The following is an 18,302-nucleotide window of genomic DNA, read 5'->3' as shown; positions in this document are numbered from 1 at the left end:
TCTCATTCTGATTACCCTACCGGTGCTGTACAGAATGAACCAGGCGAAAGCTATGTTTCAGGAGTGCAACAATGAGTACATTAAGCCACGCAGCGAGCAGCGCTGAAAAGCGTACCAATGCCCGCTACTGGATAGTGGTGATGCTGTTTATCGTCACGTCCTTTAACTATGGTGACCGCGCCACGCTGTCGATTGCCGGTTCGGAAATGGCAAAAGATATCGGCCTTGATCCGGTGGGGATGGGTTACGTTTTCTCCGCATTCTCATGGGCCTACGTCATCGGGCAAATTCCTGGCGGCTGGCTGCTGGACCGTTTTGGCTCGAAACGCGTCTATTTCTGGTCCATCTTCATCTGGTCTGCCTTTACCCTGCTGCAGGGCTTCGTCGATATCTTCAGCGGCTTCGGTATTATCGTGGCGCTCTTCACGCTGCGCTTCCTGGTGGGGCTAGCGGAAGCACCTTCCTTCCCGGGCAACAGCCGCATTGTGGCGGCCTGGTTCCCGGCGCAGGAGAGGGGAACGGCGGTGGCGATTTTCAACTCCGCACAGTACTTCGCGACGGTGATCTTTGCGCCCATTATGGGCTGGCTGACCCATGAGGTGGGCTGGTCACACGTCTTCTTCTTCATGGGCGGGCTTGGGATCGTCATCAGCTTTATCTGGCTGAAAGTGATCCACGAACCCAACCAGCATCCTGGTGTAAACAAAAAAGAGCTGGAGTACATCGCAGAAGGCGGCGCGCTGATCAACATGGATCAGAAATCCTCGACGGCGAAAGTGCCGTTAAGCCAGAAATGGGCGCAGATCAGGCAGCTCGTCGGTTCGCGCATGATGATCGGGATCTATCTGGGCCAGTACTGTATTAACGCCTTAACCTACTTTTTCATTACATGGTTCCCGGTGTACCTAGTGCAGGCACGCGGCATGTCGATTCTGAAAGCGGGGTTTGTCGCCTCGGTCCCGGCAATCTGCGGCTTCGTGGGGGGCGTGCTCGGCGGGGTGATTTCCGACTGGCTGATGCGCCGCACCGGTTCCCTGAACATCGCACGTAAAACGCCTATCGTGCTCGGCATGCTGCTCTCCATGACAATGGTGTTTTGTAACTACGTCAATGCCGAGTGGATGATTATCGGCTTTATGGCGATGGCCTTCTTCGGCAAAGGCATTGGCGCGCTGGGCTGGGCGGTGATGGCGGATACGGCACCGAAAGAGATCAGCGGCCTGAGCGGCGGTCTGTTCAACATGTTCGGCAACATCTCCGGGATTGTTACGCCCATCGCTATCGGCTACATCGTCGGCACCACCGGCTCTTTCAACGGTGCGCTGATTTACGTGGGTGTGCATGCGCTGGTGGCGGTACTGAGTTACCTGGTGCTGGTGGGGGATATCAAACGCGTCGAACTTAAACCTGTAGCGGAGCGTGGATGATGACAACGCAATCGAGTCCAACCGTCACGGAGATGAAGGTCATCCCGGTGGCCGGACAGGACAGCATGCTGCTCAATATTGGCGGTGCGCATAACGCCTGGTTTACCCGTAATATCGTCGTGCTGAAAGACAGCGCAGGGAACACCGGCGTGGGCGAGGCTCCTGGTGGAGAGGTGATTTACCAGACGCTGGTTGATGCCATTCCGCAGGTCGTGGGTCAGGAGGTCGCCCGTCTGAACAAGGTGGTTCAGCGGGTGCATAAGGGCAATCAGTCGGCAGATTTTGATACGTTCGGTAAAGGTGCCTGGACGTTCGAGTTGCGCGTCAACGCGGTTGCCGCCCTGGAGGCCGCCCTGCTCGATTTACTGGGCAAGGCGCTCAGTGTTCCGGTCTGCGAGCTGCTGGGTCCCGGCAAACAGCGCGATGCGGTCACCGTGCTGGGCTATCTGTTTTACGTTGGCGATCGCAATAAAACCGATCTCCCCTATCTGGCCCGAACCGCGGGCGATCACGACTGGTATCAGCTGCGCCATCAGGAAGCGCTCTCCAGCGACGCGGTGGTGCGGCTGGCCGAGGCGGCGCAGGATCGCTACGGCTTTAAGGATTTCAAGCTGAAGGGCGGCGTGCTGCCCGGCGAGCGGGAGATTGAAACGGCCCGGGCGCTGAAAAAACGCTTCCCTGATGCACGGATCACCGTCGATCCCAACGGCGCATGGCTGCTGGATGAAGCCATTAGCCTGTGCAAAGGGCTGGGCGATGTCCTGACCTATGCAGAAGACCCCTGTGGCGCGGAGCAAGGATTCTCGGGTCGAGAAGTCATGGCTGAGTTCCGTCGCGCCACCGGGCTACCTGTCGCGACCAATATGATCGCCACCAACTGGCGCGAAATGGGTCACGCGGTGATGCTTAACGCCGTCGACATACCGCTGGCGGACCCGCACTTCTGGACGCTCTCAGGCGCAGTCCGCGTGGCCCAGCTGTGCGATGAGTGGGGGCTCACCTGGGGCTGTCACTCGAACAATCACTTTGATATTTCGCTGGCGATGTTTACCCACGTTGGCGCGGCGGCGCCGGGTAACCCGACCGCAATCGATACCCACTGGATTTGGCAGGAAGGTGAAGCCCGACTGACGAAAAATCCGCTGGAAATCATAGATGGCAAAATTGCCGTACCGGATGTGCCAGGTCTGGGCGTGGAGCTGGACTGGGATCGGATCCATAAAGCCCATGAGGCGTATAAAAAGCTACCGGGCGGCGCGCGTAACGACGCGGGCCCGATGCAGTACCTTATCCCCGGCTGGACATTTGACCGTAAGCGCCCTGTTTTTGGACGTCACTGATAAAAGGATTACACGATGAGTACCTTTACGACCCCTGTCGTCACTTCCATGCAAATCATTCCAGTTGCGGGCCATGACAGCATGCTGATGAACCTGAGCGGCGCTCATGCGCCATTCTTTACCCGCAATATTGTCATTATCAAAGACAATTCCGGCCATACCGGCGTGGGCGAAATTCCTGGCGGGGAGAAGATCCGCCAGACGCTGGAAGATGCCATTTCGCTGGTCGTGGGCAAAACGCTGGGTGAGTACAAAAATGTCCTGAACACCGTGCGCAACACCTTTGCCGATCGCGATGCCGGGGGACGTGGCCTGCAGACCTTCGATCTGCGTACCACCATTCACGTGGTGACCGGGATTGAATCCGCGATGCTGGATCTGTTGGGTCAGCATCTGGGCGTCAACGTCGCGTCGCTGTTGGGTGAAGGACAGCAGCGCAGCGAAGTGGAAATGCTGGGCTATCTCTTCTTTGTCGGCGACCGCAGGCTGACACCGCTGCCGTATCAGAGCCAGCCTGATGAACAATGCGACTGGTACCGACTCCGCCACGACGAGGCGATGACCCCGGATGCGGTGGTGCGCCTGGCGGAAGCCGCGTACGAAAAATATGGCTTTAATGATTTCAAACTGAAGGGCGGCGTGCTGGCCGGGGAACAAGAGGCGGAAGCCGTCACCGCACTGGCAAAACGTTTTCCACAGGCGCGCGTGACGCTGGATCCTAACGGAGCATGGTCGCTTGATGAAGCGATCAAAATTGGTAAACAGCTGAAAGGCGTGCTGGCGTATGCGGAAGATCCGTGCGGGGCTGAACAAGGCTTCTCGGGCCGTGAAGTGATGGCGGAATTCCGCCGCGCAACGGGGCTGCCAACCGCGACCAATATGATTGCCACAGACTGGCGTCAGATGGGACACACGCTGTCATTGCAGTCTGTCGACATTCCGCTGGCGGACCCGCACTTCTGGACGATGCAGGGCTCGGTGCGCGTGGCGCAGATGTGTCATGAGTTTGGCCTGACCTGGGGTTCGCACTCTAACAACCACTTCGACGTGTCGCTGGCAATGTTCACGCACGTTGCCGCTGCCGCTCCGGGGACGATTACCGCTATCGACACGCACTGGATCTGGCAGGAGGGTAATCAGCGTCTTACTAAACAGCCGTTTGAAATCAAAGGTGGCATGGTTCAGGTGCCTTCCACTCCGGGGCTGGGGGTTGAGCTGGATATGGACCAGGTGATGAAGGCCCATGAGCTGTACCAGAAACACGGTTTGGGCGCGCGCGATGACGCGATGGCGATGCAGTATCTGATCCCCGACTGGACATTCGACAATAAACGCCCGTGCATGGTACGATAAACGCATTGGGACCGCTCCCATGAGCGGTCTTTTACGTGGTGTATGCTTAACGTAACGACTATGCGTAAGGATGGCTTATGAAAATTGTTATCGCACCGGACTCGTATAAGGAAAGTTTGAGTGCGCTTGAGGTTGCGACAGCGATAGAGCGTGGTTTTCGCGAGATTTTTCCCGAGGCGGTTTACGTCAAAATCCCGGTCGCGGACGGTGGCGAAGGGACGGTTGAGGCGATGATCGCGGCAACGCATGGACGCATTGTGCATGTTCCGGTGGCCGGCCCGCTGGGTGAGCGCGTGGACGGGTTTTATGGCTTATCCGGTGACGAGCAGAGTGCCTTTATTGAAATGGCGGCGGCAAGCGGCCTGGAGCTGGTCGTCCCTTCACAGCGTAATCCCCTGAAAACCACCTCCTGGGGCACGGGCGAACTGATTCGGCATGCGCTGGATGCGGGCGTTAAGCATATCATCATTGGCATTGGCGGCAGCGCCACCAATGACGGCGGAGCAGGGATGGTGCAGGCGCTGGGCGCTAAATTGCTCGACGCGAGCGAACAACCTCTTGGGCAGGGCGGAGGCGAACTGGGAAAACTCGCGCGTATCGACCTGAGCGGGCTGGACAGACGTCTGGCGGAGTGTCGGATAGAAGTTGCATGTGATGTCACGAATCCGCTTACCGGAAAGGACGGTGCGTCAGCCGTATTTGGCCCGCAAAAGGGTGCCACACCTGAGATGATCGTCACCCTGGACAACGCGCTGGCGCAGTATGCGAGAGTCATTGCCCGGGATCTGGATATCGACGTGCTAAACCTTGCTGGCGGCGGAGCGGCAGGTGGCATGGGGGCGGCGCTGTACGCCTTTTGCGGCGCGCAGCTGCGCCAGGGCATTGAGATCGTGACCGATGCGCTACACCTGGCCGACCAGGTGGCCGATGCGGATTTGGTGATCACCGGGGAAGGCCGCATTGACAGCCAGACGATCCACGGCAAAGTCCCGGTGGGGGTGGCGAAGGTGGCGAAACGCTTTAACAAACCCGTTATCGGCATTGCAGGCAGCCTGACGGCGGACGTTGGCGTAGTACACGATCACGGCATTGATGCAGTGTTTAGCGTGATCTACACCATCTGCTCCCTGGAAGACGCGCTGGAAAATGCCAGCGAGAACGTCAGGATGACCGCAAGGAATATCGCGGCGGTGCTGAAAATGGGGCAGGGAATGTAGTTCTCCCTCTCCCTGTGGGAGAGGGGCGGGGTGAGGGCATCAGGCCGCACCCGCAATTGTAGGCCCGGTAAGCGTAGCGCCACCGGGCATTTACCTCAGCTCCCCAACACCTTCATCGCTTCCCGCGTCACATTATCCATTTCATCCAGCAGCTCCAGGAACTCCGGTTCAAGCTCCGATTCCGGCGTACCGGCACGCAGCTGCTGCTCCAGCAGCTGGCAGAGGTTTTTCAGCCGCGGCACGCCGCTGTACCCGCAGCTGCCGTGCAGCTTGTGGATCGCGTCCAGCAGATCTTCCGGATTTTCACCCACCAGCTGCTCTTCCACCTTATTGCGAATTTCAGGCAAAAACGCGACCAGCATTTGCAGCATGTCGCGGGCGAGATCGGGTTTACCTGCCGCCTGGCGCAGCGCAAGCTGCCAGTCAAAGGTGGCGTTCTGATTAACGCTTACCTCAGCCTGCTCGCTGGAAACCGTGTACGTCCCGCCGATATGACCCGGCTTATATCGCAGCAGCAGGCTATGAAGTTTCTCTTCATCGATGGGCTTTGCCAGGTAATCGTTCATCCCGGCGCTCAGCAGCTTCTCCTTCTGGCCCGCCATCGCATGTGCGGTGACCGCAATGACCGGCGTTTGCTGCTGATGCGGCAGCTGGTGGATCAGCTCGCAGGCCCGGATGCCGTCCATGCCCGGCATCTGAATATCCATCAGGATTAAATCGAACTGCATCTGCTTAGCCTGTTCAACCGCCTGCGCGCCGCTGGTGCACAGCTCAACATGCTGAACCTGGTCCTCAAGCAATGCGCCTATCAGCTTCAGGTTGGCCGGATTATCATCCACCGCCATCACGCTCATCGGCAATTTTTGCTCATCGTTAATCAGCGGGAGGGCATGCTGGCTAAGACGGCAATATTCCGTGAGCGCGGGCAGGAGACGGGTCGCGGTGAGCGGTTTCAGCAGACACGCGGCGGCTCCGTCATTTTTTAACTCTTCTGCATTCAGCTGAGCGTGGCAAGGCAGCGCCAGCAGCAGATAGTCCGTCATCGACGCGGCTTTCGCCAGCCGCTCCTGCTGCATGGTCAGCTCGCCGGTAAAGGTGACCGGGATCCCCATCAGCAGGATGTCGTAATGCTCAACGGCCAGGGCGGAGAAGGTTGGGCTGTAGACCACCTCCAGCGGCGTGGTGCTTAATATGTCGAGCGTACACTGCGCCGCTGCGGCGTTAGGCTCAACATAGGCCAGTCGCTTGCCCTTCAGGCAGTCCGTCATCGGACCGTCGGTCAGCACGTTCGGATTAAGGTCCAGATTAATGTGGAACCAGAAGGTTGAACCGCGGTTTGGCTGGCTGTGGAAAGAGATATCGCCGCCCATCTCGTTCACCAGACGCTGGGTGATCACCAGCCCCAGACCGGTGCCGCCATGACGGCGGGAGATACTGGCGTCCGCCTGACGGAACGCCTGGAACAGACGCGACTGGTCGCGCTCCGGAATACCGATGCCGGTATCGCGGATCTGGACTTCAATCTGAACCTTATTGCTGCTGATAGAGCGTTTCTCTACCAGGACGTCGATATTACCGCTTTCGGTGAATTTAATGGCATTCCCGACAAGGTTGGTAATGACCTGCTGCAGGCGCAGCGGATCGCCAATAACGTTATCCGGCACGTCGTTTTTAATATTAAGCGTCAGCTCCAGGCCTTTATCGTGCGATGAGTGCGCGAGCAGCGTCACAACCTCATCGAGCGTGCTGCGCAGCGGGAAGGGAATGCTTTCCAGGATCAGCTTGCCCGCTTCCAGCTTGGAGAAGTCCAGCACGTCGTTGATGATCGCCAGCAGGTTGTTGGCCGAGCGTTCAATGGTGTGCAGGTGATCGCGCTGAGTGGGGTTGAGCTCGCTTTTGAGCGTCAGGCGGGTAAAGCCGATCACGCCATTGAGCGGCGTGCGCAGCTCATGCGACATATTGGCAAGGAATTCCGATTTAATACGCGCCGCTTCCTGGGCGCGCTTTTTCGCCAGATCCAGCTCAACGTTCTGGATCTCCATCTGCTCCAGCGTTTCGCGCAGGTCGGACGTCGCCTGGTCAACGTTGTGCTGCATCTCTTCGTGATACGCCGCCAGCGACATCGCCATCGAGTTGATGCCGTTTTTCAGCATATCCAGCTCGCCCAGCATAAAGCCTTCCACACGGCTGTCGAGCTGTCCCCGGCGGATGCGGTCAACCGTGTTAACCATGTTGCGGATGGGGCCCGTCACGTCGCGCATCAGGCGCCAGCCGAAGATCAGCGCAATGCCAATGCAGAACAGCATCATCACGCCAGAGATAAAGATTTCTTTGTACTGCTGTAGCCGGACCGACTTGAGATCCAGCTCCAGCGCCACATATCCCAGCATATTATTGCTGGATTTGGCGTCGGATTGCGCGGACTCATCGGGGGAATAGCTTTCCGACACGATCGGCGTGCGCAGGATCATGATATCGCCGCGCCGCAATACGGTGAGGTGGCGCGGGAACGGCGTACCGTCCGGGATCTTCAGGGCCGCTGGATCGAGATGAAAGTTCGAGGTGACAAACAGCCGGTTATGTTCGTCGTAAACGGAAATGGCGCGTACGATGTCCGAGTGGCGGCGGTGGAGTACGCTGATTAACTGCCCAATGGATTCGCGGTTTTGCAGGTTCATGCCGTACTCGCTGGATACGGCAAGCGGTTCGATGATGCTGGCACCTGCATCCTCAAGCTGCCGCTGCAAATCGTTATAGCGGTGCACCACAAAGAAGATACTCAGCAGCAAACCGATGAGAACGGTGGGGGCGAGGATCAAAATCATCATGCGCGCGCGCAGGCTGTAGTTGGTCATGGCGTTCCGTTATGGGACAATTAAGATAATTATGTTTATGTGAGAAAAATCTCGGCGATGGCGCAATTCTACTCTGCAAAGCGACGCGTGACGACGCGTGAAATCATTACTGTTGAAGCCACGGACCTCGATCCGTTTGGTCAGGGAGTAGCACGTCACAATGGTAAGGCTCTGTTTATAACAGGTTTACTGCCAGCAGAACGAGCAGAAATTACGCTGACGGAAGATAAACGTCAGTTCGCGCGCGGACAGGTTAAGCGTCGTCTCAACGATAGCCCGGAGCGCGTGAAGCCCCGCTGCCCGCATTTTGGCGTTTGTGGGGGCTGCCAGCAACAGCATGCGAGCACAGAATTACAGCAAAAAAGTAAAAGCCGCGCGCTGGCGCGTCTGCTCAAACATGACGTTAACGAAATTCTTGCCGATGAGCCCTGGGGCTATCGTCGTCGCGCGCGCCTGAGCCTTAGCTATCAGCCAAAAACGGATCGTCTGGAGATGGGGTTTCGCAAGGCCGGCTCCAGCGACATCGTTGACGTGAAGCAATGCCCCATTTTGGTGCCCCATCTTGAGGCATTGCTTCCGGAAGTGCGCATCTGCCTCTCCGGGCTGGACGGCGTACGCCATCTCGGGCACGTCGAACTGGTCATGGCAAACAATGGCCCGCTGATGGTGCTGCGCCACACCGCGCCGCTGTCGAAAAAAGATCGCGAAAAACTGGAACGCTTTTCGCATTCCCACGACCTGGCGCTTTTCCTGGCACCACAAAGCGAGATACTTGAGCAGGTTACCGGTGAGGCGCCCTGGTATGCGTCAAACGGGCTACGCTTAACGTTTAGCCCGCGGGATTTCATTCAGGTCAATGATGGCGTTAACCAGCAGATGGTGACGAAAGCGCTGGCGTGGCTGGATGTCCAGAAAAGCGATCGGGTGCTCGATCTGTTCTGCGGAATGGGCAACTTCACGCTGCCGCTGGCGCGAGAAGCGGCCAGCGTCGTCGGCGTGGAAGGCGTTGAGGCGCTGGTGGCGAAAGGGCAGGAGAACGCGCGGCAGAACGGCTTGCAAAATGTGACATTCTTTCATCAAAATCTTGAGGACGATGTTACCCAACAGCCGTGGGCAAAGCAGGGCTTTGATAAAATTTTGCTCGACCCGGCACGTGCCGGTGCCCCGGGCGTGATGGCACATATTATTAAACTCGCGCCGAAGCGTGTGGTCTATGTTTCCTGTAACCCGGCAACGCTTGCCCGGGACAGCGAGGCATTACTCAGCGCGGGTTACCAGATTCAGCGTCTGGCAATGCTGGACATGTTCCCGCACACTGGGCATCTGGAATCGATGGTGTTGTTCGAGCACATCTAATTTGTTTGGCTTGTCGACTTCGACAGGCCCTGGTCCCTAAAGGAGAGGACAATGGTTGCGGTAAGAAGTGCACATCTCAATAAAGCTGGGGAGTTTGACCCACAAAAATGGATCGCAAGTCTGGGAATTTCCAGCCAGCAGTCGTGTGAACGCTTAACCGAAACCTGGGCCTATTGTCTGCGCACCACGCAGGGGCATCCCGACGCCGATCTTCTCCTGTGGCGCGGCGTTGAGATGGTTGAAATCCTGTCCATGCTGAACATGGACATCGAAACGCTGCAGGCAGCGCTGCTCTTCCCCCTCGCGGATGCGGACGTGGTCAGCGAAGACGTGCTGCGCGACAGCGTCGGCAAATCCGTCGTCGCGCTGATCCACGGCGTGCGCGATATGGCGGCCATTCGTCAGCTTAAAGCCGCGCATACCGATTCCGTCTCCTCAGAGCAGGTCGATAACGTTCGGCGGATGCTGCTGGCCATGGTGGATGATTTCCGCTGCGTGGTCATCAAGCTGGCCGAGCGTATTGCCCACCTGCGAGAGGTAAAGGATGCGCCGGAAGACGAGCGCGTGCTGGCCGCCAAAGAGTGTACGAACATCTATGCGCCGCTGGCAAACCGCTTAGGGATTGGTCAGCTGAAGTGGGAACTGGAAGATTACTGCTTCCGCTATCTGCACCCGGCGGAATACAAACGGATTGCCAAACTTCTGCACGAGCGCCGTATCGACCGCGAGCACTATATCGAGGAGTTTGTCGGCGGCCTGCGCCAGGCGATGAAAGAAGAGAACGTGCGCGCCGAAGTCTACGGTCGGCCTAAGCATATCTACAGCATCTGGCGCAAAATGCAGAAGAAACACCTCGCCTTTGACGAGCTGTTTGACGTGCGCGCCGTGCGCATCGTGGCGGAGCGTCTGCAGGACTGCTACGCCGCGCTGGGGATAGTACACACTCACTTCCGTCATCTGCCCGATGAGTTCGACGACTATGTCGCCAACCCAAAACCGAACGGCTACCAGTCTATCCATACCGTGGTGCTTGGCCCTGGCGGTAAAACGGTTGAGATTCAGATCCGCACCAAACAGATGCATGAAGACGCCGAGCTGGGCGTTGCCGCGCACTGGAAATACAAAGAAGGCACCTCCGGCGGTGCGCGTTCTGGCCACGAAGACCGCATTGCCTGGCTGCGCAAGCTGATTGCGTGGCAGGAAGAGATGGCCGATTCCGGCGAGATGCTTGACGAGGTGCGCAGCCAGGTCTTTGACGATCGGGTGTATGTCTTTACGCCGAAAGGGGACGTTGTCGACCTGCCGGCCGGCTCTACGCCGCTTGATTTTGCCTACCATATCCACAGCGATGTGGGACACCGATGCATCGGGGCGAAAATCGGCGGGCGTATTGTACCGTTCACCTATCAGCTGCAGATGGGTGACCAGATTGAAATCATTACCCAGAAGCAGCCCAACCCGAGCCGGGACTGGCTTAACCCTAACCTGGGCTACGTCACCACCAGCCGCGGGCGCTCGAAAATTCACGCCTGGTTCCGTAAGCAGGATCGTGACAAGAACATCCTTGCCGGTCGTCAGATCCTCGATGACGAGCTGGAGCATATCGGAATCAGCCTGAAAGAGGCGGAAAAATTCCTGCTGCCGCGCTACAACTTCAACGAGCTTGACGAGCTGTTAGCGGCCATTGGCGGCGGTGATATTCGTCTGAATCAGATGGTGAATTTCCTGCAGGCGCAGTTCAATAAGCCAAGCGCGGAAGAGCAGGATGCGGCGGCGCTGAAGCAGCTGCAGCAGAAAACCTACGCGCCGCAGCAGCGCAGTAAAGACAATGGCCGCGTGGTGGTTGAGGGTGTAGGTAACCTGATGCACCACATTGCCCGCTGCTGTCAGCCAATTCCAGGGGACGATATCGTCGGCTTTATCACCCAGGGGCGAGGGATTTCAATTCACCGTTCCGACTGCGACCAGCTTGCCGAGCTTCAGTCCCATGCGCCTGAGCGCATCGTGGAAGCGGTCTGGGGGGAAAGCTATTCCGCTGGCTACTCGCTGGTGGTGCGCGTTACCGCCAACGACCGCAGCGGCCTGCTGCGCGACATCACGACCATTCTTGCCAACGAGAAGGTCAACGTGCTGGGCGTCGCCAGCCGCAGCGATACCCGCGAGCAGCTTGCCACCATCGATATGACCATCGAAATCTATAACCTGCAGGTGCTGGGCCGCGTGCTTGGCAAGCTGAACCAGGTGCCGGATGTGATTGACGCGCGTCGTCTGCACGGCGGCTAAACATCCTCTTCCGTAGGCCGGGTTAGGCAACGCCGCCACCCGGCATTTTTTTATCAGGACAGAATTATGACTCAAATCGACCGCCTGCTCGGCATCATGAAACGCCTGCGCGACCCGGAAAACGGCTGCCCGTGGGACAAAGAGCAGACTTTCGCTACCATCGCCCCGTACACCCTTGAAGAGACCTATGAGGTGCTGGACGCCATTTCCCGCGAAGACTTTGACGACCTGCGCGGCGAGCTGGGCGATCTGCTGTTCCAGGTGGTGTTCTATGCACAAATGGCGCAGGAAGAAGGGCGCTTTAACTTTGACGATATCTGCGCAGCAATCAGCGACAAGCTTGAGCGCCGTCATCCCCATATTTTCGGTGACGCTACCGCAGGAAACAGCACCGAAGTGCTGGCCCGCTGGGAGCAGATCAAAAGCGCCGAGCGGGCAGAAAAATCCCAGCACTCCGCGCTGGACGACATTCCGCTGAGCCTGCCCGCACTGATGCGTGCGCACAAAATTCAGAAACGCTGCTCCGCGGTGGGGTTTGACTGGACCTCTCTCGGCCCGGTGCTGGATAAAGTGCACGAAGAGATTGACGAGGTCATGCATGAAGCGCAGCAGGCGGTGGTGGATGAAGCAAAGCTTGAGGAAGAGATGGGCGACCTGCTGTTTGCGACCGTCAACCTTTCTCGCCACCTGGGTGTAAAAGCGGAAACGGCGCTGCAAAAAGCCAACCTTAAGTTCGAACGCCGCTTTCGCGAAGTGGAGCGGATTGTCGCCTCGCGAGGCCTGGAAATGAGCGGTATTGACCTCGACGCGATGGAAGAAGTCTGGCAGGAAGTAAAGCGCCAGGAATCTGATCTTTAACGAAATTTTGCGATCAAGCGCAATTTGTGTGATTTTTTAAATGACAAGCGCTTGATTTGCGTCAAAAACATTTACCCAAAAGGGGCTATTTTCTCACTCCTTATGTTTGTCATGGCCTGGAATGGAGACGGAGAATGAAAGTTTGTGGCGCTCGCCGTGTTCGGGTATACTACTTTCCCGTCCTGGTTATTCCATCGTTTCACCCTAACTTCTCAGGTTCAGCATGACAACGAACTATATTTTTGTGACCGGCGGGGTCGTATCCTCTCTGGGTAAAGGCATTGCCGCAGCCTCCCTCGCAGCCATTCTTGAAGCCCGTGGCCTTAATGTGACCATGATGAAACTGGATCCGTACATCAACGTCGATCCGGGCACCATGAGCCCAATCCAACACGGGGAAGTGTTCGTTACTGAAGACGGCGCTGAAACCGATCTGGATCTTGGCCACTACGAGCGTTTCATCCGCACCAAAATGACCCGTCGTAACAACTTCACGACCGGCCGCATCTACTCCGACGTTCTGCGTAAAGAGCGCCGTGGTGACTACCTGGGTGCAACCGTTCAGGTTATCCCGCACATTACTAACGCCATCAAAGAACGCATTGTTGCGGGTGGCGAAGGCCACGACGTGGTGCTGGTTGAAATCGGCGGTACCGTGGGTGATATCGAATCCCTGCCATTCCTGGAAGCGATTCGTCAGCTGGCGGTAGACATTGGCCGTGAACACGCGCTGTTCATGCACCTGACGCTGGTGCCGTACATGGCCGCTGCAGGTGAAGTGAAAACCAAACCGACTCAGCACTCTGTTAAAGAGCTGCTTTCTATTGGTATTCAGCCAGACATCCTGGTTTGCCGCTCCGATCGCGCGGTTCCGGCGAACGAACGTGCGAAAATTGCATTGTTCTGTAACGTGCCTGAAAAAGCCGTTATTTCAATGAAAGATGTCGATTCCATTTATAAAATCCCGGGCCTGTTGAAATCTCAGGGCCTGGACGATTATATTTGTAAACGATTCAGCTTGAACTGTCCGGAAGCTAACCTGTCTGAATGGGAACAGGTTATTTACGAAGAAGCCAATCCGGCAGGCGAAGTGACTATCGGTATGGTCGGCAAGTACATCGAGCTGCCGGATGCCTATAAGTCAGTGATCGAAGCGCTGAAACACGGTGGTCTGAAGAACCGTGTCTCCGTGAACATCAAGCTGATTGATTCGCAGGATGTTGAAACGCGTGGCGTTGAAATCCTGAAAGATCTGGATGCTATCCTTATCCCTGGCGGCTTCGGCTACCGTGGTGTAGAAGGCAAGATCGCCACCGCGCGCTATGCGCGTGAAAACAATATTCCATACCTCGGCATCTGTCTGGGTATGCAGGTTGCGCTGATCGAATTTGCGCGCAACGTAGCGGGAATGGAAAACGCGAACTCTACGGAATTTGTGCCAGACTGTAAGTACCCTGTTGTGGCGCTTATCACCGAATGGCGTGACGAAGAAGGTAACGTCGAAGTCCGTACCGAGAAGAGCGATCTGGGTGGCACCATGCGTCTTGGCGCACAGGCCTGCCAGCTGACTGACGATAGCGTGGTTCGCAAGCTGTATGGCGAGCCGGTCATCACCGAGCGCCATCGTCACCGCTATGAAGTCAACAACATGTTGTTGAAACCTATTGAAGCCGCGGGCCTGCGTGTTGCGGGACGCTCCGGGGATGATCAGTTAGTCGAGATCATTGAAGTGCCAAACCATCCGTGGTTTGTCGCCTGCCAGTTCCACCCGGAATTTACTTCAACGCCACGTGATGGGCATCCGCTGTTTGCAGGCTTCGTTAAAGCCGCCAGCGACTACCAGAAGCGTCAGGCGAAGTAAAAAAAGTTAGAACGGCAACGCGTACCTTTGGTACGCGTTGTTTGTCTGGAGTTTTAGTTTAACTTGTACTGAGGAAAATCTAATGTCCAAAATCGTTAAAGTCATCGGTCGTGAAATCATCGACTCCCGTGGTAACCCGACCGTTGAAGCCGAAGTTCACCTGGAAGGTGGTTTCGTTGGTATGGCTGCTGCTCCATCAGGTGCTTCTACCGGTTCTCGCGAAGCGCTGGAACTGCGCGATGGCGACAAATCTCGCTTCCTGGGTAAAGGCGTACTGAAAGCGGTTGGCGCTGTAAACGGTCCTATTGCTCAGGCAATCATTGGCAAAGACGCCAAAGACCAGGCTGGCATCGACAAGATCATGATCGATCTGGACGGTACTGAAAACAAATCTAACTTCGGTGCGAACGCAATCCTCGCTGTTTCCCTGGCGAACGCCAAAGCGGCTGCGGCTGCTAAAGGTATGCCACTGTTCGAGCACATCGCTGAACTGAACGGCACCCCAGGCAAATACTCCATGCCTGTACCAATGATGAACATCATCAACGGTGGTGAGCACGCAGACAACAACGTTGATATTCAGGAATTCATGATTCAGCCAGTTGGCGCGAAATCCCTGAAAGAAGCCGTACGTATGGGTTCTGAAGTGTTCCACAACCTGGCTAAAGTTCTGAAAGCTAAAGGCATGAACACTGCTGTTGGTGACGAAGGTGGTTATGCGCCAAACCTGGGTTCTAACGCAGAAGCACTGGCTGTTATCGCAGAAGCAGTTAAAGCTGCTGGTTACGAGCTGGGCAAAGACATCACCCTGGCGATGGACTGTGCAGCATCTGAATTCTACAAAGACGGTAAATACGTTCTGGCTGGCGAAGGCAACAAAGCGTTCACCTCCGAAGAGTTCACTCACTTCCTGGAAGACCTGACCAAACAGTACCCAATCGTGTCTATCGAAGACGGTCTGGACGAGTCTGACTGGGCTGGCTTCGCATACCAGACTAAAGTACTGGGCGACAAAATCCAGCTGGTTGGTGACGACCTGTTCGTAACCAACACCAAGATCCTGAAAGAAGGCATCGAGAAAGGCATCGTTAACTCCATCCTGATCAAATTCAACCAGATCGGTTCTCTGACCGAAACTCTGGCTGCGATCAAAATGGCGAAAGACGCTGGCTACACCGCGGTTATCTCTCACCGTTCTGGCGAAACTGAAGATGCTACCATTGCCGACCTGGCTGTTGGTACCGCTGCAGGCCAGATCAAAACCGGTTCTATGAGCCGTTCTGACCGTGTTGCTAAATACAACCAGCTGATTCGTATCGAAGAAGCGCTGGGCGAAAAAGCACCATACAACGGTCGTAAAGAGATCAAAGGCCAGGCATAATTGCTTAAGCCTTAAAATGAAAATGCCAGTCGAATGACTGGCATTTTTTTGGCTATTTAAAATCGACCGCCATTTGCTCCGGAATGGTCAGCCCCTGGGTAGTTTGCACGCAGCGGGCGATATAATCCGTAAACCGGGGTGGCTTCGGCATCCCCATGCTCAGCAGCTTATCGTTGCTGAAGCGCACGTTAAGCGTGGCAAACGCACCGTATAACCGCATGGCTTTCAGCATCAGACGTTCGTTGCACGGGCCAAAAATATGTTTCAGCTCGCGGCGCATTCGGACCAGCGTTTCGTAGCTGACCTGGGCATATTTATCCCCGACGGGGGCTTTCTCCAGCGCCTGCGCCATCGCCTGATCGATATCCGCAAAGCGAACGCTGTTCTCTTCACCCGCAGAAATGTGCACCACTTCCCCCGGACGCGCGTTGCTGTTAAGCAGCATTAACAGCGCGTCGGCGCAGTAATCCACCGGCACAACGTCGATCCGGTCTTCCATTGAGCACATGAACTTCTGCAGCATCAGGCCCATGCTAAAGACCCAGAAAATGCTGCTCGACGGCGTGCAGCCGTGACGGGTATGGCCAACGACGATGGACGGACGGGCGATGAGCAGGGGAAGGTTAGGGCACTCCTGGCGCATCAGCTGTTCGATGGTTGACTTCGAAAACGTGTATTCCACCAGGTGTTCAGCATTCTCCCTGAATTCGGCGCTTTCGGCGACCAGGGAATCCTGCTCCGGCGTGCATGACATCGCGGTGCCGACGTGGAGGAAACGCTGCAGTCCTGTGACCTGCTCCATACGACGCGCCAGCGCCAGCGTACCTTCAACGTTGACCTTCCAGATCAGCGGGTTGTTACCAAATGAGGCGACGGCCGCACAGTTCACGACATGCGTGACCCGATCCAGACGGGGATCGTTCAGGAAGGCTTCTGGCTGGCTGAGGTCGCCAATCAGGATATTGTCCACATTCAGGGAGGCCAGTTTGTCCTCAGGAACGTTGAACTTGCGCATATTCTCCAGCACGCGCTCCAGCCCGCTCTGCGGATCGCTGGCGCGCGCAAGCAAAAGGAGTTCTATGGATTGATCGTTGGTCAGGATTTTTTCAAGAACTGCACCGCCCAGAAATCCGGTCACGCCTGTAATCAATAACATCTTCATTAATACCGTCTCATTATGATTGATGAGGCGGATTGTAGGCGGGCAAAAGTAAACGGCATTTAAATAATAAAACGCCGAAATCAGTGGCGTCTTAAGCTTATTTTAAGGAAAGGAAATCAGGTGAAGATATTGGACATTATCGCAATGGTAAAAATTCAATCCATTAAAATTTAAATTTTAACTCGTTGAATTTAATTGGTTTTATATGGTCTATGCCGAATGGTGGACTTAATTCAAAATGTAATAAATATAATACTTTGTTACACCAAACATTTACCGGACAAATGATTAAAACCCCACTTAACGAAAATCAGACAATATAAGTCGCAGGCCGATTTATTTAGCCTGCGAATGATTTTCAGAGCAAAAGGGGAAGCGTGGCGCTGGCTGTTTGCTGGCTAACGTCGCCATAATGAGCATCCAGCGCAATCATGGACGTGGTCAGCAGCTCGACCAGCAGCATCACCCCAACCTTAGCATTGAGTGCGCCAGCGCTTAGGGGACCCTCTGGTTTGGCCGCAACCAGCAGCATGTCGCTCAGGGATGCCAGCGGGCTGCGGGGCGTATTGCTGAGTGCCAGAACCTTAACGCCGCGCTTGCGGGCAAGCTTCACCACGTGGAGTAAATCCCGCGTTGAACCCGAACTGGAGATAGCCACGACCAGGGTCTCTTTTGAAAGCGTTGTCGCATTCATGGCCGCGCGGTGCATATCGCTGAACAGCTGCGCGGGTTTGCCCAACCGCAACAGCTTGTAGTGCAGATACTCCCCGAGGATCGCGCTGGCCGCAACGCCATAAATCTGCACGGACTGCGCCTGGTGCAGCGCCAGTGCGGCCTTTTCAAGCAGCGTGCGGTCAAGGAGCCGGGCGGTATCCTGCAAAGCCTGCACCGACTCATCCACGACGTTATCAATCTCATCGCCCGCCTGACGCGCGGGCTGGCCCTGCTGAATATCCAGAGCAAGCGCCATTTTAAATTCGTTATAGCCCTTGCAGCCCAGCGTCCGGCAAAGACGAGTGACGCTGGCCTCGCTGGTGTGGCTCTCGCGCGCCAGCTCGGTGATCGTCAGGTAGAGCACCCGGGCAGGATCGCTGAGGACAAACTCGCCGAGTTTTTGTTGTGTTGGGCTGTACCCGGAAGCCTCCTGGCGTAGCTTCAGCAGCAGGTTTTCATGGTCTGACATGCTCGATCCTTAATGCGTTTCTCTGC

The 18,302-nt window shown here is 56.2% G+C and carries 12 protein-coding genes; 9 read left to right on the top strand and 3 right to left on the bottom strand.

From position 1 onward, the window contains the following. Positions 1-71 precede the first annotated feature (71 nt). The 4 genes from KGP22_RS17885 to KGP22_RS17870 all read left to right on the top strand — a co-directional run bounded on the left by KGP22_RS17885 (position 72) and on the right by KGP22_RS17870 (position 5,337). On the top strand, positions 72-1,427 hold the full coding sequence (locus tag KGP22_RS17885) for an MFS transporter (protein ID WP_223580433.1): 1,356 nt from the start codon (positions 72-74) through the stop codon (positions 1,425-1,427). Beyond that, the gene (locus KGP22_RS17880) at positions 1,427-2,767 is read left to right on the top strand and encodes an enolase C-terminal domain-like protein (RefSeq protein ID WP_149366688.1); all 1,341 of its coding nucleotides are present in this window, start codon (positions 1,427-1,429) and stop codon (positions 2,765-2,767) included. Before KGP22_RS17885 ends, KGP22_RS17880 begins: the two co-directional genes overlap by 1 nt. Positions 2,768-2,782: 15 nt before the next feature. Continuing rightward, positions 2,783-4,120, top strand: a complete 1,338-nt coding sequence (gene gudD / locus KGP22_RS17875; RefSeq protein ID WP_149366629.1) for a glucarate dehydratase — start codon at positions 2,783-2,785, stop codon at positions 4,118-4,120. A 77-nt stretch (positions 4,121-4,197) separates the two neighbouring features. Beyond that, positions 4,198-5,337: a glycerate kinase gene (locus KGP22_RS17870; protein WP_223580431.1), complete on the top strand. Its 1,140-nt coding sequence runs from the start codon at positions 4,198-4,200 to the stop codon at positions 5,335-5,337. Positions 5,338-5,432: 95 nt separating this feature from the next. Here the strand turns inward: KGP22_RS17870 and barA are convergent, their stop codons facing one another. After that, complete coding sequence (gene barA / locus KGP22_RS17865; RefSeq protein WP_111965439.1) at positions 5,433-8,192, bottom strand: two-component sensor histidine kinase BarA; 2,760 nt, start codon at positions 8,190-8,192, stop codon at positions 5,433-5,435. A gap of 57 nt (positions 8,193-8,249) precedes the next feature. Between barA and rlmD the strand changes: the two genes are divergently transcribed. From rlmD to eno, 5 genes are all read left to right on the top strand, one after another. Continuing rightward, positions 8,250-9,548 carry a 23S rRNA (uracil(1939)-C(5))-methyltransferase RlmD gene (gene rlmD / locus KGP22_RS17860; protein ID WP_223580429.1) on the top strand — a complete coding sequence of 433 codons (1,299 nt, stop codon included), beginning with the start codon at positions 8,250-8,252 and terminating at the stop codon, positions 9,546-9,548. A gap of 51 nt (positions 9,549-9,599) precedes the next feature. Continuing rightward, a complete protein-coding gene (gene relA, locus KGP22_RS17855) occupies positions 9,600-11,831 on the top strand; it encodes a GTP diphosphokinase (protein WP_008499628.1) in 2,232 nt (743 codons plus the stop codon). A 66-nt stretch (positions 11,832-11,897) separates the two neighbouring features. Next, entirely contained in the window at positions 11,898-12,689 is a 792-nt protein-coding gene (mazG, locus tag KGP22_RS17850) for a nucleoside triphosphate pyrophosphohydrolase (protein ID WP_115876181.1), read from the top strand. Positions 12,690-12,912: 223 nt separating this feature from the next. Further along, complete coding sequence (gene pyrG, locus KGP22_RS17845; RefSeq protein ID WP_032648095.1) at positions 12,913-14,550, top strand: glutamine hydrolyzing CTP synthase; 1,638 nt, start codon at positions 12,913-12,915, stop codon at positions 14,548-14,550. 82 nt (positions 14,551-14,632) lie between these two features. Then, positions 14,633-15,931, top strand: coding sequence for a phosphopyruvate hydratase (gene eno / locus KGP22_RS17840; protein WP_024909267.1), 1,299 nt, complete (start codon positions 14,633-14,635; stop codon positions 15,929-15,931). A 52-nt stretch (positions 15,932-15,983) separates the two neighbouring features. On the opposite strand, the gene KGP22_RS17835 is transcribed toward eno, so the two are convergent. Beyond that, on the bottom strand, positions 15,984-17,093 hold the full coding sequence (locus tag KGP22_RS17835) for an SDR family oxidoreductase (protein WP_115876180.1): 1,110 nt from the start codon (positions 17,091-17,093) through the stop codon (positions 15,984-15,986). 358 nt (positions 17,094-17,451) lie between these two features. Beyond that, positions 17,452-18,276 carry a MurR/RpiR family transcriptional regulator gene (locus KGP22_RS17830; protein ID WP_223580419.1) on the bottom strand — a complete coding sequence of 275 codons (825 nt, stop codon included), beginning with the start codon at positions 18,274-18,276 and terminating at the stop codon, positions 17,452-17,454. Between the last annotated feature and the right edge of the window lie 26 nt (positions 18,277-18,302).

The organism is Enterobacter sp. JBIWA005 (genome assembly GCF_019968805.1).
In the GTDB taxonomy this organism is placed as follows: Bacteria; Pseudomonadota; Gammaproteobacteria; order Enterobacterales; family Enterobacteriaceae; genus Enterobacter; species Enterobacter vonholyi.
This window is presented reverse-complemented; position numbering and strand designations above follow the sequence as displayed.